Below are 21,981 nucleotides of genomic sequence, written 5' to 3' on the forward strand. Positions count from 1 at the left end.
CTGGCATGGCGCAGTTCATCAAACGCCAGGGCTGCCCTTATGAAACGAATTGGGCCTGTTATTTGTACAATATATTTATTATGTACAAGAAAGCGCCGCGCACGCTGGAGAATGTAAATGAAACTGTAAATTAGTGAATTTTCAGAATTGCCAGGCAGTCCTAAATACTTAGGGGAGGACTGCACAATGTTGGGTCAAAAGTTATACATCGTTGAATACACACTTCGCGGCGCCGAGCGCAACTTCGTTATCCGACTGGAGCGGATGGACAATGCCTTGGCGTGGCACTGGGCGGGCTGTGATGCCGGGATTGCGCTCATCCCGCGCTTCGGTCAGCACAATATAAAACATGTCAGCCGGCCCATGGCTGAACGCTACGGGTTGGAGAACGTGCGCTGGCGGCTCGCAGGGGCAGGCCCGGCAGCTGCTCTCGAACAGCCGTCAGGGAGCAGCGAGATCGAGGAATCCCGGTGAAATTCACGTCCGAAGGTGCGGTGCTGGCCGGCAAGTCGATACTGGTGATCGAGGATGAGCCCCTGTTGCAGGAGTTGATGTGCGCAATCCTCAGCGAACTGGGGGCGCAATGTTCGGCGTTCGCCAACGCCGAGGATGGCCTGATGGCATTGCTCAAGCGTCAGGATCAATACTCGCTGGTGATTGTCGACCACTCCTTGCCGGGAGATATCAAAGGGCTGGAATTGGCGGCGATGGTGCGCCAGCGCTGGCCCGCCACGCCTGTTCTGGTTACTTCCGGGCATGCCCTTCGGAGTAGCGATCTGGGCGCTGACCAGCGTTTTCTGATGAAACCGTGGTCAGTCCAACAGTTGAGCGCAGCGGTGTTCGCCGCGCTCGACGGCGATTAGCCACGCCTCAGCCGGCGGTAGCTTGATGTTGGCGCGTTGCGCACGCGTCTTCGCGCTGTCGACTCTGCCACTGACCAATGGCATTACGACGCGGCGTTCTCGCGACGGGCGCGCTGGATGCGGCTGACCACGATCTGCACGACTACTGCAACCAGGCACAGCAAGCCGATGCGCCAGCTGCCCTCGACGGCGTAGTGCTCGGCCACCTTGCCGGCAAGGATGACGCTGAAAAAGATGGCGACAGGCAGGATCAATTTGTTCATTGCAAAGACCACAGATGATTCAACGAGCCGCCATCCTACAGCTATGCGCACCATGCTCCTACTGCTGATCAGGCAAAACGGAACGACGCGCCATGGGCCGAAGCCGGCAGGTAGCTGGAGCCGTCATTGCGCAGGCGTGAACGCAAGGTGCCGCTTTGTGGCTGGGTGCGGTACAGGCCACGTTTCTGCAAGGCCGGGATCACCAGTTCGACAAAGTCTTCCAGGCTGCCTGGGCTGATCAGCGGGTTGATCATGTAGCCGCTGGTGCCGGAGATTGCTGCGTGCTCCTCGATGCGCTGCGCTACCTGCTCAGGCGTGCCGACCAGGATCAGGTCGGTGCCTCGGGTGACGCTGGCAAAGCGCTGTTTGACATCGCCAGCGGTCAGCGGCTTGCCGCTGCCGTCCGGGCGCATCATGTACGAGGTCAGGCCTTCGGTGTGGGTCGCCAGGGGTTCGTTGTCGGCATAGCGGCTGATGTCGATGCCCGTGTCGCCGGCATAGCTCACCAGTTGCGCTTGCAGGTGGTAGTTGCTCTGCAGTTGCTCGTATTTGCGCTGCGCCTCGATTTCAGTCTTGGCGGTGACGATCCGCAGCACCGTCAGCGACTTTACATCGTCGGCCTGGCGACCACGGGCCTGCGCCTGGGCCCATATTTCATCCAGACCCTGACGGATTTCCAGCGGGTTGGACTTGGCGATGAAGATCAGCTCGGCGTGCTTGGCGGCAAACTCGCGCCCGCGTCCGGACCAGCCGGCCTGGATCAGCAGCGGGGTTCGTTGCGGCGACGGTGAGCTGAGGTGCGGGCCGGCGACGCGGTAGTGTTCGCCAACATGGTTGATCGGCCGCACGCGTTCACCCTGGGCATAGAGTTGGCGGGACTTGTCGGCGACCACCGCGTCCTGCGCCCAGCTGCCTTCCCACAGCTTGTAGACCACATCGAGGAATTCTTCGGCACGCTCGTAGCGGTCATTGTGCTTGATCATCTGTTCCAGGCCGAAGTTGCGCGCGGCACTGTTCAGGTAAGAAGTGACGATGTTCCAGCCAACCCGGCCATTGCTCAGGTGATCCAGCGTGCTGAAGCGCCGGGCATGGGTGAAGGGATGTTCGTAGCTGGTGCTGACGGTGACCCCGAAGGCGAGGTTTTCAGTCACTGCAGCCAACGCCGGGATGATCATCAGCGGATCATTGGCAGGCGCTTCGACGGCCCACTTGAGGGCCGCGTCGGCTGTGCCGCCATAGCCATCGTAGAAGCCCAGCACATCGGCAAAGAACAGCATGTCGAGGTTGGCCTGATCGGCGATTCGCGCCAGGTTCGACCAGTAGCTCAGCGAGTTGATGCCCAGGCGTTCGTCGGCCGGGTGGGTCCACAGGCTCGGCGCACCGCCACAGCCGACACTGGCTTGTTCATACAGGGCAAACAGCAAAGGTTTGGGATCAGCTCCCGGGTGCGGCGAAGTGCTCAAGTTGCGGCTCCAGTCCAACAGAATTCGTTAGATTGAAGCGCACTAAAAAATCTAAATAAACGACTTATTGGGAATATAAGACTCTGTTGCGGCTATATGAGCGCATCTTTGAGGGTGCGCTCGATACCGCCCAGCAGCAGGCTCTGCATCAAGCGCAGGCCCTCATCCTCGGCCAACCCGCGGCCCTGTAGCCAGCCAGGCAGTTGATTGAGCAGGGTACCGAGCGCTTGCCCGGTGGCCGCCAGCGCCGGACCACTGAGGCGTGTCTGTGGTGCCACCAACTTCAGCAAGCCCGCCTGATAACGCAGGCGAACCAGCGCCAGCCGCGCCTGCTGCTCATCGCTCAGGCAACACAGGTCGCGTTCGGCCAGGCGAAACTGCAAGCCGCGCTCGGCGTGCAGTTGCCAGTGCGCTGCGATCACCGCAGGCAGCGCCGGCTTGCCTCGGGCCAAGGCCTTGCGGCCCTGGTCGAGGGTCGCCTGTAGCTCCTCGTACAGCTCTTCGATCAGGTCATAGAGCAAATCCTGCTTGCTCGGAAAATGGTGATACAACGAGCCTGCAGTCAGGCCAACATGCGCCGCCAGCTCACGCATGCTGACCTGGCCAAAGCCCTTGGCGGCGAACAGTGCCATGGCCTTGTCGCGACGCTCGTCAAAATTGCTGCAGCGCAGGGCGGCATTGGCCGACATGGCAGGCGCTCCTCAGTAGGTGAAGAAGCCGCGACCGCTTTTGCGGCCAAGGTAACCGGCCGCGACCATTTCCCGCAGCAGCGGAGCAGGGCGGTACTTGCTGTCGTTGAAGCCGTCGACGAATGCCTCCATGATCGCCAGCACGGTGTCCAGGCCGATCAGGTCGGCCAACGCCAGCGGGCCGATAGGCTGGTTGCAGCCCAGACGCATGCCGGTGTCGATGTCCTCAGCGCTGGCCAGGCCTTCCTGGCGCACGAAGATCGCTTCGTTGATCATCGGCAGCAGGATCCGGTTGACCACAAAGCCCGGACGGTTGCCAGCTGTGATCGGCGTCTTGCCGAGCTTTTCGGTCACCACCAGGGCCTGGGCGTAGGTGCTGTCGTCTGTCTGCAAACCACGGATGATTTCCACCAGCGCCATCAGTGGCACCGGGTTGAAGAAGTGCACGCCGATAAAACGCTCGGGGTGCTCGATGCTGGCGGCCAGCTGGGTTACCGACAGCGATGAGGTGTTGGTCGCGATCAGGCAAGCGCTACTGACGTTGGCCGCGGCCTGTTGCAGGATGCGCTGCTTCAACTCGAGGTTTTCGGTCGCAGCCTCAATCAACAACTGCACCTCGCGCAGGTCTGCATAATCGGTGCTGGTACGAATCCGGCCACTAGCCGCAGCAGCCTTTTCGGCCTCCAGCGTGCCCTTGCTGACCTGGCGTTCAAGGTTCTTGCTCAAGGTCGCCATACCGCGCTCCAGCGCCGCATCGCTGACGTCGATCAGCAGCACTTGATAGCCCGCCACTGCGCACACCTGGGCAATGCCGTTACCCATGGTCCCGGCGCCGATCACTGCAATCCGTTCAATGCTCACAAAGCCGCTCCTTATACGCGTTCAAAGACAACAGCGATGCCTTGACCGCCGCCGATGCACATGGTCGCCAGGGCATAACGGCCTTGCACCCGCTGCAGTTCATGGATGGCTTTGGTAGCAATGATTGCACCGGTGGCGCCGACCGGGTGACCGAGCGAGATGCCCGAGCCGTTCGGGTTGACCTTCTCTGGGTCGAAGTCCAACGCGCGAGCCACTGCGCAGGCTTGCGCGGCAAACGCCTCGTTGGACTCGATCACATCCAGCTCATTGACCGTCAGGCCGGCCTTTTGCAGCGCTTTTTGCGTAGCCGGAATCGGTCCCAGGCCCATCAGCGCCGGCTCGACGCCGGCATGTGCGTAGGCTACCAACCGCGCCAGCGGCTTGAGGCCCAGCCGGCGTACCGCTTCACCGGTGGCCAGCACCAGGCCGGCGGCGCCGTCGTTGATGCCGCTGGCATTGCCTGCGGTGACCGTACCGTCCTTCTTGAACACAGTCTTCATCGCAGCCAACTGCTCGGCGCTTACATCGCCGCGCACATGCTCGTCGACGGCGAACTGCACTGGGCCTTTGCGGGTTTTCAGTTCCAGCGGCACGATCTGGCTGTCAAAACGGCCTTCGGCAATCGCCCGGGCGGCGCGTTGCTGGCTGGTCAGCGCCAGCTCGTCCTGCATCTGCCGGGTGATGCCGTGCTTGGCCGCGACGTTCTCGGCGGTGATGCCCATGTGGAAATGCTCGAACGGGTCCTGCAGCACACCGACCAGATAATCGATGCCTTGCAGATCCCCCATGCGTGCGCCCCAGCGCGCCTGTGGCAGCAGGTACGGCGCGCGGCTCATCGACTCGGCGCCGGCCGCCAGGGCGATATCGGTGTCGCCCAGCAGCAAGCTTTGCGCGGCCGAGACGATCGCTTGCAGGCCCGAACCGCACAGGCGGTTGACGTTGAAGGCCGGGGTTTCCTTGGGAATGCCGGCATTCATCGCCGCCACTCGGCCCAGATAGGCATCGCGGGCTTCGGTGGGGATGACGTTGCCCATCACCACATGACCAATCTGCTCGGCAGCCACGCCGGAGCGCTCGATGGCGGCACGGGCCAGCGCCGTGGCGAGGTCGGCCAGCGGCAGGTCCTTGAGGGCACCGCCAAAGCCTCCGATGGCGGAACGGACGGCACTGACTACGTAGATTTCTGTACTGCTCATGGCGGGCTCCAGTTGCGAAGGCGTAGCGGGACGGGGCCAGGCTCTGCGAGAATGGCCGCCATCTGTGGATGGCCCGAGTCTAGGCAATGCCTGCCTGGCGGCCTATGTCGGATCTGCTCATTCAACCTGGCGTTTTTTGCCACTCAGCATAGACAAGCGAACCCCAGCCATGCGCGATAGCGATTCGGTCGCGGTGTATTTTCTCCAGGCCATGCTGCATGCCCTGGCTGATCAGCCGCAGTTGCGCGATGCACAGTTGCGCGCCGTCGGCATACCCCCTGAGCTGCTTGAAGACCCGGAGGCACGGGTGCCGGCCAAGGCCTTTGCCCAGCTCTGGTTAAGTTTGATTCAGGTGCTGGACGACGAATTTTTCCGCCTCGACAGCCATGGCATGCCGCTGGGCAGCTTTGCCTTGATCTGCCGGGGGTTGATCCAGGAGCCCAGCCTGGACAAGGCACTGCGTCAGTGCCTGGGCAATTTCGGCCTGTTTCTGCGCGACCTGCGTGGCTCGATCAGCGTACGTGGCTCGCGCACAGTGATCAGCGTGCAGTCGAGCATTGCCGATCCACTGACCCGGGGGTACGCCGAGGAAACCTATCTGGTGCTGGTGGTCGGTCTGCTGTGCTGGTTGGGCGGGCGCCGGTTGCAGATCGAACGCACCGAGCTGGCCATTGCACGTCCGCCACTGGAAGACGACACGCTGCTGTGGGGCGCTGACCTGCGCCTGGGCAGTGGCCGTACCGAGGTGGAGTTCAACAGTGCCGACCTGCGCCTGCCCGTAGTGCAGGACCTGGCCGCCCTGAAGACTTTTTTGCGCACAGCGCCGCAAGGACTGGTCATTCGCTTTCGCAATCAGAACGGCCTGGTGGCGAAGGTTTATCGCCACCTCAAGGCCCGCGATTATGGCGAGTGGCCGACGCTGGTCGGCCTGGCAGAGCAGCAGGGTTTGAGCGCCAGCAGCTTTCGCCGGCAGTTGCAGCGCGAAGGGCGCTCATACCAGCAGATCAAGGACGAAGTACGTCGGGCGATGGCCTTCGAACGCCTGCGCGAGGGCCGCTTGAGCGTTGCTGAAATCGCCGAGCAGACCGGTTTCCAGGAGCCCAGCGCGTTTCACCGCGCGTTCAAGAAATGGACCGGGCACAGCCCTGGTAGCTACCGCTCGCGGCTGCTCGGACGCGAGTAACCCCAGCTCAGGCCGGGATCATTGCGAACCCTACGCCGAAACGATTCCAGGCGTTGATGGTGGCAATTGCCAGCGTCAGGTTGACCACTTCGGCAGGCTCGAAATGCTCCTGCAGCGCTTGATACTGGTCTTGCGGCGCACCGTGTTCAGGCAACTTGGTCAGGCTCTCGACCCAGGCCAGCGCCGCCCGCTCGCGAGGGGTGAAGTAGTGGGTTTCCTGCCAGACCAGCAAGGTTTGTAAACGGGCCTCGGTTTCGCCGGCCTTGCGCGCATCATTGCTGTGCAGGTTGACGCAGTAGGCGCAGCCGTTGATCTGCGAGGCGCGCAGGCGGATCAGCTCGAGCAGCGAGGTTTCCAGGCCACTGTTGGCCAGCGCCTGCTCCAGGCTGAGCATGGCTTTGTAGGCTTCGGGCGCGTGTTTGGCCCATTCAAGGCGACTGTGCATGGTTTGGCTCCGGTAGGTGCTAGAGGCCGCCGGCTGGCGGGCTGTTGCGCAAAGCTTAGCGCCGCGCAGCGTGGCCCCCGATAGCCAATCCCCGGCTTTGCCAGGAGGCCAATGGCGCTATTCAGGTGGCCACTGACAGGCATCCAATCTCTTCATTTCAGCCTTGACCCTGGAGTCGGGATAATCAGCGCATCGCTTACCGGAGATTCATTCATGTCCAACCCAAGCCATATGCGCGAAGCGCTGGATCTGGCCCGAGAGAATATTCAGGCCGGCGGCCGTCCGTTCGGGGCTGTGCTGGTCTATCAAGGTCGGGTAGTGGCGCGTGCCGTCAATGAGATCCACAGCAGCCAGGACCCAACTGCGCATGCCGAAATGCAGGCTATCCGCCAGGCGTCGCAGGTGCTCGGCACCGCGCGCCTGGACGGCGCAGAGGTCTACGCCAGCGGTCACCCGTGCCCGATGTGTCTGGCGGCCATGCACCTGTGCGGCATCGAGCGCGCATGGTTTGCCTACGACAACGACGAGGGCGCTGCCTTCGGCCTGTCGACCGCTGCCGTATACGCTGAAATGGCCAAGCCGGCGCAACAGCAAAGCCTGCCTTTGCGGCCACTCAAGCCGCAGGGCGAGGCTGGCCTGTATCAACAATGGCAGCAGGCCCAGCAGGTATGAGAGGTGCATTGAACCTGCTGCTGATCATGCTCCTGGCGCTTAATCTGCGGCCGATCCTGACCAGTATCGGGCCGTTGCTTGAAGCGATGCGCGCCAGTACCGGCCTTGGCTATCAGCAAGCGGCGCTGCTGACTGCGTTGCCGGTGCTGTGCATGGGCCTGGTGCCCTTGACCCAGCCCTGGCTGCGACGCTGGCTGAGTGAGCATGGCGGCATGCTGTTCGGCTTGGGCGCCATCGCTGCGGCATGCCTGTGGCGTTTGCAGGTGGCCAGCGCCTGGGCGCTTATCGTCAGTGCTTTGCTGGCCGGGATCGGCGTGGCGCTGGTGCAAGGCATGATGCCGGGGTTGGTCAACCGCTGGTTCCCGCAGCGGCTGGCAACCAGCATGGGCCTTTATTCAGCGGCGTTGATGACCGGCGGCGGCCTGGCGGCGGTGCTTGGCCCGCACATCAGCGAGTACTTTCAGCGCTGGCAGGTCGGCCTTGGCATCTGGGCAGTGCCGGCGCTGCTGGCAATGCTTGCCTGGGGTGTGTTGCGTCCACGCCAGGCGCCTGCACAGGCACCGGGCGCGGCGCGCGGGCACTGGTTCGGCAATCGCCGGGCGTGGTTGCTCGCACTGTACTTCGGCCTGATCAACGGCGGTTACACGAGCATGGTGGCGTGGCTGCCGGCCTATCACCTGGAGCACGGCGGCACCGCTCAGGGCGGGGGTGACCTGGTCGGTTTGATGACCGTGTTCCAGGTCATCGGCGCGCTGGGGATGCCATGGCTGTTGCGCCATCTGGTGGATCGCCGGCCTGGCCTGTGGCTGGCGTTGCTGGTGCAACTGTGCGGCTTCAGCGGGCTGCTGCTGGCACCCAACAGCGCGATGGGGTTGTGGGTCGGCTTGATCGGTTTTGGTCTGGGCTCATGTTTCAGCCTGAGCCTGACCTTGACTCTGGAGCATCTGAAAACTCCGGCAGAGGCGGGAAGCCTGGCGGCTTTCGTGCAAGGTATCGGCTTTATCATTACCGGCATCGTGCCGTACATCACCGGCTGGCTGCGCGATGTCACCGGCGACTTTCAGGCCTCATGGACCTTGCTCACGCTGACGGTAGTGGCCATGTTGCTGGTCACCGCTCGGTTCGTCCCGCAGGGCTACGTTGGCGCGATGGCCCGGCCAGCACGTGGTGCCGAGGTGCAGCCGCTCAGCTGATCTGGCGCAGGGTATCGGCGACCCGGTCCAGCGCCGGGTCGATATCCAGTAGCTCGATGGCGCCGAAGCCCAGTAGCAGGCCAGGGCGTACGGGCACCTCGCTGAAGAACGGCGCCAGCGAATACAGGCCGACCTCGACCTTGCGCACCAGCTTGATCAGCAACTCGACATCGACAGTGGGGCTGGCCAGCGCGCTAATGTGGAAGCCAGCATTGGCCGGCACCGCACTGAACCATGGCGCCAGGTCCCCCTGCAAACGCTGCAGGATCCGCCCGCGGCGGGCGCTGTATATTTCGTGGCAACGGCGGATGTGCTTGCTCAGGTAGCCCTCGTTGATAAACCGCGCCAGTGCCCACTGTTGCAGGGCCGGGCTGTGCAGATCGCTCAGGTGCTTGGCCACGCAGGCGGCGCTCAGTACCGCGGGCGGCAGCACCGCATAGCCGAGGCGCAATTCCGGCAGCAAGGTCTTGGAAAAGGTCCCGACATACGCCACCAGGCCGTGCCGGTCGAGCCGCTGCAGGGCGTCGCTGGTTGGTCCCTGATAGCGGAACTCACAGTCATAGTCGTCTTCGATGATCAGCGCGCCCAGCTCAGCGGCCTTGTCCAGCAAGGCCTGGCGGCGTGCTTCGCTCATCGGCATGCCCAGCGGAAATTGATGCGATGGCGTCACATAGATCAGCCGCGTGCCAGGCTCGATCTGTTCAACGCACAGGCCTTGCTCATCCACCGGCACCGATTGCAGTTGAGCGCCCAAAGCGAGAAACAGCTGGCGCGCCGGTGAATAGCCGGGGTCTTCCATGGCCACTCGACAGCCCGGCTCGACCAGCACCCGGGCGATCAGGTCCAGCGCTTGCTGGGCACCGTTGCAGACCAGGATATCAGCCGCGCTGCAATGCACGCCGCGGGCGTAGGCAATGTGATGGGCGATGGCTTCGCGCAGCTCCGCCAGGCCCTGGGCATGGAATTGCCGTTCGGGGTGGCGCTGGCTGCGGCGCAGGGCGTACTGCATGCAGCTGCGCCATTGGTCGAACGGGAACTGTGCCTTGGTCGAAGCGCCACCGATGAAGTCATAGCGCGACGGGCTGTCCAAACCGGGCCTGGCGAGCACCGTTGCCCGTTGCTGCCAGCGTTGCAGCGACGCGCTGGCCGCCAGTTCGACCACCGCCGTAGGGGTTGCCTGAGGCGCGCGCCGCTGGCTGATGAATGTGCCGCGGCCAACCACGGCGTTGAGCAGGTTGTCGTAGGTCAGGCGCGAATAGGCCTCGGCAACGGTCTTGCGCGACACGCCCAATTGCTCGGCCAGCAAGCGCGTTGGCGGCAGTTGGCTACCCGCCGCAAGGTGGCCGCTGTCGATACCGGCGCGCAGCTGCTGATAGAGCTGATCGGCAAGGCCTTTGCCCCCTTCGAGGCGAATGTGCAGTTCCATGGAGCGTTCCCGAGCGCGTCTGAATGCTCAGGATACCTGCTCTAGCAGACAGTTTCGCGGCCAGGCCAATGCACGTCCGGCAGTGTCTCGAAGCCAGGGCGGGCAAACAGATAGCCCTGGAACAGATTGACGCCCAGGCTGCGCAGTGTCAGGTACTCCTCGACGCGCTCGATACCTTCGGCGATCACCGTGATGTCGAGCTTGCGGCAGATACCGACGATGCCGTCGACAATCGCGCAGCGTGCGCGGCTCTGGTGAATATCGCGGATCAGCTCCATGTCGATCTTGATGATGTCTGGCTGAAACTCTGCCAGCAGACCCAGCCCTGAATAGCCAGCTCCGAAGTCGTCGATCGCGGTCTTGAAGCCAAGCTTCTGGTACTCGAGCACAATGCCGCGCAGGTGCTGCTTGTCGACCATGCTTTCGTTTTCAGTGAATTCGAAGATGATCCGATTGGTAGGGAAGTTGAAGCGCTGAGCAGCATCGAGCGTGGCGCGGATACACGCGGCTGGCTGATACACCGCGTTGGGCAGGAAGTTGATGCTCAGGTAGGTCGGCAGCGCGAGCTTGGTGGCCAGCTCCACCGCCTTGACTCGGCACGACTGGTCGAACTTGTAGCGATTGGCCTGAGTGACCTGGTCGAGGATGCTCTTGGCACCGCTGCCATCGGTGCCGCGGACCAAGGACTCGTAGGCGAATACGGCCGAACTTGACGCGTCGATGATCGGCTGGAATGCCATGCTGATGGCAAACGGCAGCGGTTCGCTGTCACGACAGTGGCGGCACCCAGGGGAAGGGGTTTCGCCGGTGCTGGAAATGTTCATTGCGGGTGCCTCTTGATGGCTGGGTATCAACATCTCGCCAGAGGCAGAAATGGCTTGAACGTGCGGGCCTCTTCCTGAGGTAGACAACTCCGATATACGGTATGACTGCATCAATGTGCGCATGGTATGCAAAAACAGTGGACGCGCGTGGCGAAAACCGACGCATGGCACTTTGGTATTACGGCTGCAGGGTACGTTTCCAGAGCGTTTTTGCGCCACTCTTGAAAACAGATCAAGCGAGTTGATCAGCCCTGCGCGGTCAACGCTTGCTCGACGATTTCGATCCAGTGCCGCACAGGCGTGCGGCCCGCGCCGTCGAGATGGGTCTGACAGCCGATATTGGCAGTGGCGATGATCTGCGGTTTGCCGCTTTCCAGCGCGTCCAGGCGATTATCGCGTAGTTGCCGGGCCAACTCGGGCTGGGTCAGCGAGTAGGTACCTGCCGAGCCACAGCACAGGTGCCCGTCCGGCACGCTGGTGAGGCTGAAGCCCAGCCGTGTCAACACGGCTTCCACCGCACCGCCGAGTTTGAGCGCATGTTGCAGCGTGCAGGGGCAGTGGAACGCCAGCCGTTGTTCGCGGCACAGGCCGAGCTGCTCCAGCGGCTCGTCGCGCACAACCTCCACCAGGTCACGGGCGAGGGCGCTGATGCGGGCGGCTTTGCCGGCGTACAGCGGGTCGTGGGCAAGCAAGTGGCCGTACTCATGGATAAACGCGCCGCAGCCGCTGGCGGTCTGCACAATGGCTTCAGCGCCGGCCTCAACCGCCGGCCACCAGGCATCGATGTTGTTCCGGGCGCGTTGCAAACCCTGCTCTTGGGCGTTCAAGTGATACTCCACCGAACCGCAGCAGCCCGCCGCCGGGCTTGGCTCGACACTGATGCCGAGGCGATCGAGCACGCGTGCGGTGGCGCTGTTGGTGTTGGGTGAGAATGCTGCTTGTACGCAGCCTTCAAGCAAGAGCACGCGACGGTTGTGCCGCGGTGCCGGGCGCAGGCCTGGCGCTGTCACGCTTGCAGGCAATTTGGTTTTTAGACCCGCCGGTAGCAGCGGGCGCAGTACCTGGCCGCTGCGAGTCAGCGCCTGGAACAGGGTTGGCCGTGGCACCACGGCGCGCAGCGCGCCACGTAGCAGGCGTTGACCGAGCGGGCGGGGTACCTGTGCCTCGACCACGGCGCGGCCGATGTCCAGCAGGTCGTGGTATTGCACGCCTGAGGGGCAAGTACTTTCGCAGTTGCGGCATGTCAGGCAGCGGTCCAGATGCAGTTGGGTGCTGGCGGTGACCGGCGCGCCTTCCAGCACTTGCTTGATCAGGTAGATCCGGCCACGTGGCCCATCCAGCTCGTCGCCCAGGAGTTGGTAGGTGGGGCAGGTGGCGGTGCAGAAACCACAGTGCACGCAGGAGCGCAGAATGCGCTCGGCTTCTGCGCCGCGGGCCAGGCCTTGTGCTGCTTCGCTCAGATTGGTCTGCATGATCTGCCCTCACAAGTCTGCATACATACGCCCGGGATTGAAGATGCCCTGGGGGTCGAGCTGCTGTTTGAGAGCTCGGTGGTAGCGCAGCAGCGCTGCGGGCAATGGGGTAAAGCTGTCAGCAACTGCTGAATAGGCCGTGGCGTGCCCTCCGAGGGCAGCGGCCTGGCTGCGGATCTGCGCAGCGGGTGCTGTGGACTTCAGCCAGCGCTGGGCGCCGCTCCAGTCGATCAGCTCGCGCCCAGGCAGGCCGGTGGGGCCTGAGGCAATTGGCAGCGACAGGCGCCAGAGCGGCTGCGAATCGGCAAAGAACGCCAGCCGCTGCTCGCGCAGATCGTCCCAGAAGCGGCTGTCGATCAGCTCGCCGCCGAGGCGCTGAAATGCCGACTGTACCGACCCTTCGCCACCTTCCAGGCGCAGGCAGAGTGCCTCGCCGTCATGGCAGGCTGCGCTGACCGGCAGCGGCTGTTGACCCCATTCAGCGAGCGCACTGAGTGCCAGATGCGCAGGCATGTGCAAGCGCAGGCTGAGGCATTGGCGCGGTCGCGGCAGCACTTTGAGCGAGACTTCGCTGAGCAGCCCAAGGCAGCCGAAGCTGCCGGTGAGCAGGCGTGACAGGTCGTAGCCGGCAACGTTCTTCATCACTTCGCCGCCGAACCGCAGCAACTTGCCGTGGCCGGTGATGACGCGGCTGCCGAGAACATGGTCGCGCACCGCCCCCGCCCAGGGCCTGCGTGGGCCGGAAAGCCCCGCCGCAACCGTGCCGCCCACTGTTGCTGCCGGCCCCAGATGCGGCGGTTCCCAGGGCAGCATCTGCCCAGCTTCAGCCAATACGGCTTCGATTTCAGCCAGTGGCGTCCCGGCGCGCGCGGTCAGGACCAGCTCGGCAGGGTCGTAGCTGACGATGCCGCTATGGCCGCGGGTGTCGATGAGCTCGCCTGCAACGGGGTTGCCGAGCATGGCCTTGCTGTTGCTACCCTGGATGCGCAGTGGCGTATTTGCAGCCAGCGCCTGCTTGACCTGATCAAGCAGATCCTGGCTCAGATCACCGGCAAGGCTCATCAGAAGCGCTCCAGGTCAGGGAAGGGCAGTTGGCCATGGTGTACATGCAGGGCGCCAAATTCGGCGCAGCGCTGCAGGGTCGGAATGTTCTTGCCGGGGTTGAGCAGCCCCCGCGAGTCAAACGCTGCCTTGACTGCGTGAAACAGGGTGATTTCGTCGCTGTTGAACTGCGCGCACATCTGATTGATCTTTTCCCGGCCGACGCCATGCTCGCCGGTAATGCTGCCACCCACCGCCACGCACAGCTCGAGGATCTTGCCGCCGATGGCTTCAGCCCGCTCCAGCTCGCCCGGCACATTGGCGTCAAACAGGATCAGCGGGTGCATATTGCCATCGCCGGCATGAAACACATTGGCCACGCGCAACCCATATTCGGCGGACAACTCAGCGATCGCACTGAGCACCCGCGCCAGCTGGCGGCGGGGAATCGTGCCGTCCATGCAGTAGTAGTCCGCTGAAATCCGCCCCACGGCAGGGAAGGCGTTCTTGCGCCCGGCCCAGAAACGCACCCGCTGCGCCTCGTCGCAGGCCAGTTGCACCTGGCTCGCCCCAGCCTGCTCCAGCACGGCCTGCACCCGCGCGCAGTCCGCTGTTACATCGGCTTCGACGCCATCCAGTTCACACAGCAGAATCGCCGCTGCGTCCACCGGGTAGCCGGCATGGATGAAGTCTTCAGCGGCGCGGATAGCGAGGTTGTCCATCATCTCCAGGCCCGCGGGGATGACCCCCGCGCCGATGATTTCGGCAACCGCGCGGCCAGCGTCCTCGACGCTGTTGAAGCTGGCCAACAGCACCCGCGCCACCTGCGGCTTGGCCAGCAATTTGACGGTGACTTCGGTGACAATGCCGAGCATGCCTTCGGAGCCGGTAAACAGTGCCAGCAAGTCAAAGCCCGGGCTGTCCAGAGCATCACTGCCCAGACTCAGGTGCTCGCCTTCGATGGTGAGGATGTCGACTTTGAGCAGGTTGTGCACGGTAAGGCCGTATTTCAGGCAATGCACACCGCCGGCGTTTTCAGCCACGTTGCCGCCAATCGAACAGGCGATCTGCGACGACGGATCAGGTGCGTAGTAGAGGCCGTACGGCGCTGCGGCCTGAGAGATGGCCAGGTTGCGTACGCCAGGTTGCACCCTGGCATAACGCCCCTGCGGGTTGACCTCAAGGATCTGGTTGAAGCGCGCCATCACCAGCAGGATGCCCTTGCTCAACGGCAAGGCGCCGCCGGACAAACCAGTGCCTGCGCCGCGCGCAACCACCGGCACCCCGCGCTGGTGGCAAATCCTGAGCAGCGTCTGCACCTGCTCCAGCCGCACTGGCAGTACCACCAGCAACGGCAGGGTGCGATAGACCGAGAGGCCATCGCACTCATACGGCTTGAGGTCCTCGCTGCGGTGCAGAATCTCCAGGTCGGGCAGGGCGCTGCGCAGCGCCCCCAGCACCTCGGCCTGGTCGATGGCCGGCAGCCGGCCATCGACGCGTTCATCGTAGAGAATGTTCATCACGCTCCCTCACGACTGCAAGGCTTACTGCGCCAGCTTCCTGATCATCGCCACCGTCAGGTACAAGCGCGGTGCGACACTGGCCAGCTCGATGTACTCGTCATCACCATGCAGCCCGGCACCGACCACACCCATGGTTTCCAGCACTGCAGGCTTCGCGCTGCCCGGCACGTAGGCATATCCGGCGTCGGTGCCAAAGCGCATCGCAATCGGCTCAAGCGTGCGATCGATCTGGCCATACAGCTGGCCGGCGGTTGTGGCCAGAGCGCTTGAGCCTTCATTGCGCGCCAGGGGTGGGCGGCCTTTCTCGAGGGTGACGCTGGTCTGGGTGTCGGCGATCAGCTGCTTTTGTGCGATGCGTTTGGCATCGGCCGCGACGCGATCGCTTTCGCTCAAGTCCGAATAGCGCATGTCGGCTTCGGCCGTGGCCAGGGCAGGAATGATGTTGGCCTTTTCGCCGGCTTTTGCCAGGGTCCAGTTGACCGTGGTGCCTTTGTTGGCATCGCCCAGGTCCTTCAACTGGAGGATCTGATGGGACAATTCAGTCAGTGCGTTGCGGCCTTCTTCAGGTGCAGAACCAGCGTGCGAGGAGCGGCCTTTGACTTCGAGTTTGAGGCGGTTGATACCGTTGGTGGCGACAGTGACGGCGTCCTTGTCTGGCGGCTCGTAGGAGAATACGTAATCATGCTTGCGGGCCAGCTCGGCGATGATCTTTTTGGAGCCGGCGGAGCCCATTTCTTCATCTGGATTGAACAGTATTGTGAGGGTCCGGTAGCCTTTGAATTGCTGGTCCTGCAGCAGCTTGAGCGCGTGCAGGATCATCGCCACGCCGCCTTTGGCATCGGCAACACCGGGGCCGTAGGCGCGTTCGCCTTCGATACGAAACGGCCGCTTGGCCACCGTGCCGGGGCCGAACACGGTGTCGTAGTGGACCATCAGCATGAAGTCTTTACTGCCGGTGCCCTTGAAGGTACCGACGATGTTGTCGCCAACAGAAGGTGTGGCGGGATGGGTTTCAACCTGGGCACCGAGCGCCTTGAGGCGCTTGACCAGTTCCGCGCTGACCTGGCTAAGGCCTGCTTCGGTGCCGGTACCGGTGTCGACCGAGACCAGGCTTTTGAGGGTGTCGAGGTAATGTGCTTGCTCGGCTTGGGCTTGCTTGAGCAGGTCCTGTGGGGTCGGTTCGGCGGCAATGGCCTGGGAGCAGGCCAGGCACAGGGCGAGGGCGGCGGCAAAGGGTGGGCGGGGCATCGGCATTGTTGGTCTCTTTTTATTGGCTTGAACTGTCAGCCTAGACCCTCAGCGCTCTACGGCAAGGCTTTGGCTTGAATAGGTGAGGATTGGCGGTTGATCAAGAAACTGGTGCGCATGGACGATCTGCAGGTATTCGTCACCACCGTCGAGGCCGGCAGCTTCTCGGCGGCGGCGCGGCAACTGGATATTTCCCCGGCCTTGGCCAGCGGTGCGGTGCAGCGCCTGGAGCGCAGCCTGGGTATCCGTTTGTTCGTGCGTTCGACGCGCAAACTGCGCCTGTCCGACGATGGCCAGCGCTACCTGCCGCATGCTCGTCAGGTGCTGGAAGCACTCAGCGAGGGTGAGTTGGCACTGGCTGACGGGCGCGAGGAAATTGCCGGGGCGCTGCGCCTGTCGATGCCTTCCGATCTGGGCCGTAACCTGCTGTTGCCGTGGCTGGATGAGTTTCAGGCGGCGCACCCACGGATCGAACTGCAGCTAAGGCTGAGCGACCAGGTTGCGGACTTTTTCAGTGACCGACTGGATGCGGGGATTCGTTATGGGCAGTTGGCCGACTCCAGCCTGGTGGCGCTGCCGCTGGCGGCGAACAACCGGCGCATCCTCTGCGCAGCACCTGCCTACATCGCCCGGCATGGTGCGCCGCGCACCCCAGAAGATCTCACCCAGCACAACTGCCTGCGCTACATGATGGGCGACCTGACCCATGAACGCTGGAGCTTTCATACCGAGCACGGCGTCAAGGCGGTGATGGTCGCCGGCGATCGCACCAGTGATGATGCCGATGTGGTGCGGCGCTGGGCGGTGGCGGGGCTGGGTGTGGTGTTCAAGTCGCAGCTGGATGTGCGCGCCGACCTCGAGGCCGGGCGCCTGGTCGAGCTGTTCCCGCGGGCCTGGGGGCAGCCGACGCCGTTGCACCTGGTGTGTGCCCACCGGCAGTCATTGACGCCGGTGGTGCAGCAATTGCGCGCATTCCTGTTACAGCGGCTGCAGGCCCTGGGCGATTGATCCAGGTACAGCCGCTGGCTGAGCAAGCCTAGGCGTCGAATCCTTCAAGGACGATCTTGCCCTTGGCCTTGCCGCTCTCGATCAGGGCGTGAGCCCGGCGCAGGTTCTGTGCATTGATCGCACCGAAGTGCTCACCCAAGGTGGTGCGTAACACCCCTTCGTCAACCAGTGCCGCAACTCGATCCAGCAATTGGTGCTGCTTGATCATGTCGGCGGTCTGGTACAGCGAGCGGGTGAACATCAGCTCCCAGTGCAGCGACAACGATTTGCGCTTGAGCGGCACGACGTCAAGGGTTGCCGGGTCGTCGATCAGCGCCAGCCGACCTTGTGGACGCAGGACTTCGATCAGCTGAGCGAAGTGGCGGTCGGTGTGGGTCAGGCTGATGACCATATCGACCTGGCCATCGCCGATCTGAGCAATCTGTGCGGGCAGCGGCTGGCTGTGATCGACCACATGATGCGCGCCCAGGTCCTTGACCCATCGCTGGGTTTCGGCGCGTGAGGCAGTGCCGATCACGGTCAGGTCGGTCAGTTTGCGGGCCAGTTGGGTAAGGATTGAGCCCACCCCACCGCCAGCACCGACGATCAGCAGGGTCTGCCCCTGGCCGCCACCTTCGGCAACGCCCAGGCGGTCGAACAACAGCTCCCAGGCGGTGATCGACGTCAGCGGCAGCGCTGCGGCACTGGCGGCGTCGAGGCTGCGCGGTTTGTGCCCGACAATGCGCTCATCCACCAAGTGAAACTGGCTGTAGCTGCCGGGGCGGTCGATGGCGCCGGCGTAGAAGACCTCATCGCCTGGCTGGAACAAGCTGACGTCGCTGCCGACCTCCCGGACGATACCCACGGCGTCCCAACCGAGTACTTTCGGCTGCGCGGTGCTGCCGCTGCCGGCGCGGACCTTGGTATCGACCGGGTTGACCGAGATGGCCTGCACTTCGACCAGCAGATCGCGGGGCCCAGGGGTGGGCTGCTCAAGCTCGGTGTCGAACAATGCCGCAGGATCGCTGATCGGCAGGCCGTGCTGGGTAAAGACAATGGCTTTCATGGAGGCTGTTCCGCTGGGTTGTGAAGAAGTGCAGCAACCATAGCGGCTGGCAGTGAGGGCACCAAGGCGTGGCGTGCCGAGACTGTTTCGTCGATTTATTGAAAATGACGGATGATTATCAAAGCCGCACAGCAAAAGACCACGTTACGCGGGGCGTAGACGTGGTCCAGTGTTTGTCGCATACAGCAGCGATCAGTTGTCTTGCGACAGGATCGCCTGAGCCAGCTCTTCGTCACTGACCTGCAGGCCAGGGTTGCTTTGACGCGCCTGCTCCAGCGCCGATTCAACGTAAGCGCCACGGATGGCACCGCCGCTGGCCACGAATGCCGACAGCTCGTCACGCGCCGGGATGATCCGTTTGTCATCCTTGAAGGTCGAGTACAGGGAAGCGGATACACCCGCCGAAGTAGCGATATCACGGCCATCGACACGGGCCATTGCCGAGCCAACAGGCAGCAGAACCAACAGCGAAGAAACAACAATCAAACGACGCATGGCGAAACCTCCAGAAGGGTGAAGCCTAGGGGAATGTCTGCATGATAATAAGAGCGGCAATGACTGAAACTAGTTCAATTGGCTGCGCGCGCGCAGTGGTCGACGTACCCGAGCCATGCTCTACTGCTGGGCGAGCTGTTTCATTCAACCCAAGCTGAAGGTCGACCATGTCTGAATACACGCTGCACTGCTTTGGTGAATCCGGCAACGCCTACAAGGTTGCGCTGATGCTTGAATTGACCGGTTGCGATTGGCAAGCGGTGCCGGTCGACTTCTTCAATGGCCAGACCCGAGATGAAGACTGGCGCAGCCAGGTCAATCAGCAGGGCGAAGTGCCAGTGCTTGAACACAACGGCAAAACTTTGACCCAGTCGGCGCTGATTCTCGAGTACCTGGCCGAGCAGACGGGCAAGTTTGGCTGGCACAGTGAAGACGAGCGCCGCGAGATCTGGCGCTGGATGTTGTTCGATAACCACAAATTCACCAGCTATTACGCGACCCTGCGTTTTCTCTACGGTTTGAAAAAGACCGGTGAAACCGAAGTCACGACGTTCTTCCGCGATCGAGCAAAAGCGGCCTATCGCGTGGTCGACCAGCACCTGAGCAGCACGCCCTATATGGTCGGCGGGCGCTTGACCATCGCTGACCTATCGCTGGCCGGCTACGTGTACATGCCTGAAGACACCGGCATGCAGCTGAGTGATTTCCCTCATATCGAAGCCTGGAAACAGCGGATCAAGGCTATGCCCGGCTTCAAGTTGCCCTATGAACTGATGCCGCGCGCCTCGAACCTCTGAGCCGTCGGCGTTGCTCCGCTTGCGCGGGGCAACGCCGGTTTGCCGTCAGTAGCGCAGCTCGAGCCCAACATAGGCGCCGATGCCGTCGCCCGGCCAGAACGACGCCGAATCCTGCCCGCGCACGTTGTAGACGGGGGTAATGGCCGAAACATAAGCTTTGTTGGCCAGGTTTTTCACGTCCAGCGAGACTTTCCAATTGCCCTTGGGCGCCTCGTAACCCACTTTCGCGCCCCAGATCGTGTACGAAGGCGCATACAGCGTGTTGGCGTAGTCCACTGCCGTGCGCGATGCTGACTGCACGTTGACGCCGCTGTACCAGCCGCTGTGGTGCTGGTATTGCAACTCGCCTTGATAGACATGCTTGGGGATGCCTGGCAGCTGGTTGTCGCCGAAGGTATCGTCGTTGCGGTAGTAGAAGTCGTTCAGGGTGTAAACCTGGCGCAGGCGCACCTGATCGCCTTGCGGGTTTTCCCACAGGCGGGTGTTCAGGCCTGCTTCGATGCCCTGGTGAATGGTCGGCGTGGCATTGAATGCGCCGGTGACCGCCGCCGCGCCATTGCTGGCCGGGATGATCTGCACGTTGAGCAACTCGTTGTGAATCCACGAGCGGTACAGCGCCAGGCTGCCGTCGAAGATCCCGTGCGAGCCTTTGATGCCGACCTCGAAGGTGTTGCCTTTCTGTTCCACCAGCGGGCGAATGTACGGCAGGGTCGGGCCGGAGCCTGAGTATTCCCAGGATGCCGGCGGGTCGATACTGCGGCTGAGGTTGGTGAATACCTGCAGGTTGGGGCTGAACTCATAGCGCAAACCGACCCGCGGGGCGACGCTCCAGTTGTCGTAGTCGACATGCTGCGGGAAGTCGGTGCGGTTGGGGTTCACCGCGTAGTCGATGTCGGCCTTGCGTCGCACGTTGACGAACGACACACCGCTGGTCAGCCACAGGCCATCGACCAGGTTGAGGTCATTGCCCAGGGCGATCACCCGGTCGAACGAATTCTGATAGTCGACCTTCTTCAAGCTGACCTTGTCGTCATTGGTCGAATTGACCCCACCGCGCAGGTGTTGGGTCGAGGTGAAGGCAATGCTGCTGCGGCTTTCATGGCCGAACAAGGTGTCGATGCGGTCATAGCCGAGCAGCAGGCCGAGGTCGTGCCAGTCCCAATAGCTGGGGTTGGTCGGGCTGCGCGGGTTATTGGTGTGGCGGTAGTCGTGGTAGGAAAAACCGACGGTCAGCCGGGCATCGTCGTCGAAGGTGTAGGTGGTCTTGCTGCCCAGCCAGATGCTGCCGGGGCGGCGCGCACCAGCACCGCTGCTTTCGGCGGTCGCACTGGCCCGGCGTGGGTTGTGCTTGGCCGCGGCGAGGGTCGTCGCGCTTGGGTCATTGTGGAATTCGTCGCGGTAACGCAGCAATACCCGCGTTTCAAGTTTGGGGCTGAAGCGGTAGCCGGCATTGGCAACGATGCCTGAACTGCGCGACAGGCTATAGTCGCGGTAGCCGTCGTTGCGGTAGTTGTCGGCTTGCAGGTAGTAATCCAGGTCGCCCTCGACCCCGCCATAACTGATGCTCTGCTTCTGGTAACCGTAGCTGCCGGCCTCGCCACGCAGGCGCAGGCCGGGCGCGGTATAGCCACTGTGATTGACGAAGTTGACCGCGCCGCCGAGGGTCAAGGCACCGTACTGGAAGGCGTTGGCGCCGCGCAGGATCTCGGTGTAGTTGACCCCTGCGGCGTTGAGGAACTCATACGGCGTACCGCCCGGACCGGTCAGCGGCAGGCCATCGAAGAGAAACTTGATGCCTTCCCGAAAGTAGCCCGGCGAGGTGTTTGCGCCCGAGCCTCGAATGGAGATCTTGGCCGCATCGTTGCCGCCGGTGGACTGCACGAATACCCCCGGCTGATAGCCAAGGGTGTCCTGCAGGTTACCGGTGCGGCCTTTGGCGACTTCTTCGCTGTCGACCACGCTGGTGCCACCAGGGACCTCTGCCAGTTGGCTACTGGCCGCTTGCGCAGCAGTCTGCTTTGCCCCTTGGACGGTGACGGTACCCAGGGTCCGTTCGGTCTCTGCAGCATACAGTGGGCTGGCCAGGGTGGCGCTAAGGGCTGTGGCCAGGGTGGCGTGGCGGACAGCCACACGCAGTTGATTGGGTTGCAGCACGGGCATTGGGGTAATCCTTGAAGTTCATTAGTTAGTTGCCTCGGCGTTCTATGGGCATAGTCAGGCCTGTCACAAATTGCAGAGCAGGTTTTATGCCAGCTTGGGAAAGACACTGCGGGG

Annotated in this window: 22 protein-coding genes; 7 read left to right on the forward strand and 15 right to left on the reverse strand. The window is 62.9% G+C overall.

The window, feature by feature from the left end:
- Positions 1-186 precede the first annotated feature (186 nt).
- Positions 187-474, forward strand: a complete 288-nt coding sequence (locus IDM28_RS09885; protein ID WP_150569423.1) for a DUF6555 family protein — start codon at positions 187-189, stop codon at positions 472-474.
- A complete protein-coding gene (locus tag IDM28_RS09890) occupies positions 471-863 on the forward strand; it encodes a response regulator (RefSeq protein ID WP_150569422.1) in 393 nt (130 codons plus the stop codon). The genes IDM28_RS09885 and IDM28_RS09890 overlap by 4 nt, the downstream gene beginning before the upstream one ends.
- A gap of 83 nt (positions 864-946) precedes the next feature.
- Here IDM28_RS09890 and IDM28_RS09895 read toward each other — a convergent pair whose 3' ends face one another.
- The 5 genes from IDM28_RS09895 to IDM28_RS09915 form a co-directional block, all read right to left on the reverse strand.
- Positions 947-1,126 (reverse strand): hypothetical protein, encoded by a 180-nt coding sequence (locus IDM28_RS09895; protein WP_150569421.1) that lies wholly within the window; start codon positions 1,124-1,126, stop codon positions 947-949.
- A 68-nt stretch (positions 1,127-1,194) separates the two neighbouring features.
- On the reverse strand, positions 1,195-2,589 hold the full coding sequence (locus tag IDM28_RS09900) for an LLM class flavin-dependent oxidoreductase (RefSeq protein ID WP_101318925.1): 1,395 nt from the start codon (positions 2,587-2,589) through the stop codon (positions 1,195-1,197).
- Positions 2,590-2,681: 92 nt separating this feature from the next.
- Entirely contained in the window at positions 2,682-3,278 is a 597-nt protein-coding gene (locus IDM28_RS09905; RefSeq protein ID WP_188035821.1) for a TetR/AcrR family transcriptional regulator, read from the reverse strand.
- A gap of 12 nt (positions 3,279-3,290) precedes the next feature.
- Positions 3,291-4,139, reverse strand: a complete 849-nt coding sequence (locus IDM28_RS09910) for a 3-hydroxybutyryl-CoA dehydrogenase (protein ID WP_188035822.1) — start codon at positions 4,137-4,139, stop codon at positions 3,291-3,293.
- A gap of 11 nt (positions 4,140-4,150) precedes the next feature.
- A complete protein-coding gene (locus IDM28_RS09915; protein ID WP_188035823.1) occupies positions 4,151-5,335 on the reverse strand; it encodes an acetyl-CoA C-acyltransferase family protein in 1,185 nt (394 codons plus the stop codon).
- 169 nt (positions 5,336-5,504) lie between these two features.
- Between IDM28_RS09915 and IDM28_RS09920 the strand changes: the two genes are divergently transcribed.
- A complete protein-coding gene (locus IDM28_RS09920; RefSeq protein WP_101318934.1) occupies positions 5,505-6,518 on the forward strand; it encodes an AraC family transcriptional regulator in 1,014 nt (337 codons plus the stop codon).
- Positions 6,519-6,525: 7 nt separating this feature from the next.
- On the opposite strand, the gene IDM28_RS09925 is transcribed toward IDM28_RS09920, so the two are convergent.
- Complete coding sequence (locus IDM28_RS09925) at positions 6,526-6,963, reverse strand: carboxymuconolactone decarboxylase family protein (RefSeq protein ID WP_103437148.1); 438 nt, start codon at positions 6,961-6,963, stop codon at positions 6,526-6,528.
- Positions 6,964-7,176: 213 nt separating this feature from the next.
- On the opposite strand from IDM28_RS09925, the gene IDM28_RS09930 reads away from it, so the two are divergent.
- Positions 7,177-7,635, forward strand: a complete 459-nt coding sequence (locus tag IDM28_RS09930; RefSeq protein ID WP_150569416.1) for a nucleoside deaminase — start codon at positions 7,177-7,179, stop codon at positions 7,633-7,635.
- On the forward strand, positions 7,632-8,828 hold the full coding sequence (locus IDM28_RS09935; protein ID WP_188035824.1) for a CynX/NimT family MFS transporter: 1,197 nt from the start codon (positions 7,632-7,634) through the stop codon (positions 8,826-8,828). Before IDM28_RS09930 ends, IDM28_RS09935 begins: the two co-directional genes overlap by 4 nt.
- Here IDM28_RS09935 and IDM28_RS09940 read toward each other — a convergent pair.
- The 6 genes from IDM28_RS09940 to IDM28_RS09965 all read right to left on the reverse strand — a co-directional run bounded on the left by IDM28_RS09940 (position 8,821) and on the right by IDM28_RS09965 (position 16,368).
- Positions 8,821-10,254, reverse strand: a complete 1,434-nt coding sequence (locus tag IDM28_RS09940; RefSeq protein ID WP_188035825.1) for a PLP-dependent aminotransferase family protein — start codon at positions 10,252-10,254, stop codon at positions 8,821-8,823. The two genes, IDM28_RS09935 and IDM28_RS09940, sit on opposite strands and share 8 nt — an antisense overlap.
- 41 nt (positions 10,255-10,295) lie before the next feature.
- Positions 10,296-11,078: an EAL domain-containing protein gene (locus tag IDM28_RS09945; protein WP_188035826.1), complete on the reverse strand. Its 783-nt coding sequence runs from the start codon at positions 11,076-11,078 to the stop codon at positions 10,296-10,298.
- A gap of 245 nt (positions 11,079-11,323) precedes the next feature.
- The gene (gene glcF / locus IDM28_RS09950; RefSeq protein ID WP_150569413.1) at positions 11,324-12,550 is read right to left on the reverse strand and encodes a glycolate oxidase subunit GlcF; all 1,227 of its coding nucleotides are present in this window, start codon (positions 12,548-12,550) and stop codon (positions 11,324-11,326) included.
- A gap of 9 nt (positions 12,551-12,559) precedes the next feature.
- Positions 12,560-13,612, reverse strand: a complete 1,053-nt coding sequence (glcE, locus tag IDM28_RS09955; protein ID WP_150569412.1) for a glycolate oxidase subunit GlcE — start codon at positions 13,610-13,612, stop codon at positions 12,560-12,562.
- Positions 13,612-15,111 (reverse strand): glycolate oxidase subunit GlcD, encoded by a 1,500-nt coding sequence (gene glcD, locus IDM28_RS09960; protein WP_150569411.1) that lies wholly within the window; start codon positions 15,109-15,111, stop codon positions 13,612-13,614. The genes glcE and glcD overlap by 1 nt, the downstream gene beginning before the upstream one ends.
- A gap of 24 nt (positions 15,112-15,135) precedes the next feature.
- The gene (locus IDM28_RS09965) at positions 15,136-16,368 is read right to left on the reverse strand and encodes a M20/M25/M40 family metallo-hydrolase (protein WP_150569410.1); all 1,233 of its coding nucleotides are present in this window, start codon (positions 16,366-16,368) and stop codon (positions 15,136-15,138) included.
- A 102-nt stretch (positions 16,369-16,470) separates the two neighbouring features.
- On the opposite strand from IDM28_RS09965, the gene IDM28_RS09970 reads away from it, so the two are divergent.
- Positions 16,471-17,370: a LysR family transcriptional regulator gene (locus tag IDM28_RS09970; protein ID WP_150569629.1), complete on the forward strand. Its 900-nt coding sequence runs from the start codon at positions 16,471-16,473 to the stop codon at positions 17,368-17,370.
- Between the two features lie 28 nt (positions 17,371-17,398).
- Here IDM28_RS09970 and IDM28_RS09975 read toward each other — a convergent pair whose 3' ends face one another.
- Positions 17,399-18,415, reverse strand: coding sequence for a zinc-binding alcohol dehydrogenase family protein (locus IDM28_RS09975; protein ID WP_188035827.1), 1,017 nt, complete (start codon positions 18,413-18,415; stop codon positions 17,399-17,401).
- Between the two features lie 192 nt (positions 18,416-18,607).
- Positions 18,608-18,910, reverse strand: a complete 303-nt coding sequence (locus IDM28_RS09980) for a DUF2388 domain-containing protein (RefSeq protein WP_101318955.1) — start codon at positions 18,908-18,910, stop codon at positions 18,608-18,610.
- Between the two features lie 167 nt (positions 18,911-19,077).
- On the opposite strand from IDM28_RS09980, the gene IDM28_RS09985 reads away from it, so the two are divergent.
- Positions 19,078-19,707: a glutathione S-transferase family protein gene (locus IDM28_RS09985; protein ID WP_101318957.1), complete on the forward strand. Its 630-nt coding sequence runs from the start codon at positions 19,078-19,080 to the stop codon at positions 19,705-19,707.
- Positions 19,708-19,752: 45 nt separating this feature from the next.
- Here the strand turns inward: IDM28_RS09985 and IDM28_RS09990 are convergent, their stop codons facing one another.
- Complete coding sequence (locus tag IDM28_RS09990) at positions 19,753-21,867, reverse strand: TonB-dependent receptor family protein (protein WP_188035828.1); 2,115 nt, start codon at positions 21,865-21,867, stop codon at positions 19,753-19,755.
- Positions 21,868-21,981: the final 114 nt, after the last annotated feature.

Origin of the sequence: Pseudomonas sp. EZ-C24, from assembly GCF_014525325.1 — a bacterium.
GTDB lineage: Bacteria > Pseudomonadota > Gammaproteobacteria > Pseudomonadales > Pseudomonadaceae > Aquipseudomonas > Aquipseudomonas shirazensis.

What these genes read in the sequence shown, in the direction of transcription:
- IDM28_RS09985 (WP_101318957.1), top strand. Translation starts at nt 19,078, where the DNA reads ATGTCTGAATACACGCTGCACTGCTTTGGTGAATCCGGCAACGCCTAC.
- IDM28_RS09975 (WP_188035827.1), bottom strand. Translation starts at nt 18,415, where the DNA reads ATGAAAGCCATTGTCTTTACCCAGCACGGCCTGCCGATCAGCGATCCT.
- IDM28_RS09945 (WP_188035826.1), bottom strand. Translation starts at nt 11,078, where the DNA reads ATGAACATTTCCAGCACCGGCGAAACCCCTTCCCCTGGGTGCCGCCAC.
- IDM28_RS09920 (WP_101318934.1), top strand. Translation starts at nt 5,505, where the DNA reads ATGCGCGATAGCGATTCGGTCGCGGTGTATTTTCTCCAGGCCATGCTG.
- glcD (WP_150569411.1), bottom strand. Translation starts at nt 15,111, where the DNA reads ATGAACATTCTCTACGATGAACGCGTCGATGGCCGGCTGCCGGCCATC.
- IDM28_RS09930 (WP_150569416.1), top strand. Translation starts at nt 7,177, where the DNA reads ATGTCCAACCCAAGCCATATGCGCGAAGCGCTGGATCTGGCCCGAGAG.
- IDM28_RS09925 (WP_103437148.1), bottom strand. Translation starts at nt 6,963, where the DNA reads ATGCACAGTCGCCTTGAATGGGCCAAACACGCGCCCGAAGCCTACAAA.
- IDM28_RS09895 (WP_150569421.1), bottom strand. Translation starts at nt 1,126, where the DNA reads ATGAACAAATTGATCCTGCCTGTCGCCATCTTTTTCAGCGTCATCCTT.
- IDM28_RS09915 (WP_188035823.1), bottom strand. Translation starts at nt 5,335, where the DNA reads ATGAGCAGTACAGAAATCTACGTAGTCAGTGCCGTCCGTTCCGCCATC.
- IDM28_RS09905 (WP_188035821.1), bottom strand. Translation starts at nt 3,278, where the DNA reads ATGTCGGCCAATGCCGCCCTGCGCTGCAGCAATTTTGACGAGCGTCGC.
- IDM28_RS09935 (WP_188035824.1), top strand. Translation starts at nt 7,632, where the DNA reads ATGAGAGGTGCATTGAACCTGCTGCTGATCATGCTCCTGGCGCTTAAT.
- IDM28_RS09980 (WP_101318955.1), bottom strand. Translation starts at nt 18,910, where the DNA reads ATGCGTCGTTTGATTGTTGTTTCTTCGCTGTTGGTTCTGCTGCCTGTT.
- IDM28_RS09940 (WP_188035825.1), bottom strand. Translation starts at nt 10,254, where the DNA reads ATGGAACTGCACATTCGCCTCGAAGGGGGCAAAGGCCTTGCCGATCAG.
- glcF (WP_150569413.1), bottom strand. Translation starts at nt 12,550, where the DNA reads ATGCAGACCAATCTGAGCGAAGCAGCACAAGGCCTGGCCCGCGGCGCA.
- IDM28_RS09990 (WP_188035828.1), bottom strand. Translation starts at nt 21,867, where the DNA reads ATGCCCGTGCTGCAACCCAATCAACTGCGTGTGGCTGTCCGCCACGCC.
- glcE (WP_150569412.1), bottom strand. Translation starts at nt 13,612, where the DNA reads ATGAGCCTTGCCGGTGATCTGAGCCAGGATCTGCTTGATCAGGTCAAG.
- IDM28_RS09885 (WP_150569423.1), top strand. Translation starts at nt 187, where the DNA reads ATGTTGGGTCAAAAGTTATACATCGTTGAATACACACTTCGCGGCGCC.
- IDM28_RS09965 (WP_150569410.1), bottom strand. Translation starts at nt 16,368, where the DNA reads ATGCCGATGCCCCGCCCACCCTTTGCCGCCGCCCTCGCCCTGTGCCTG.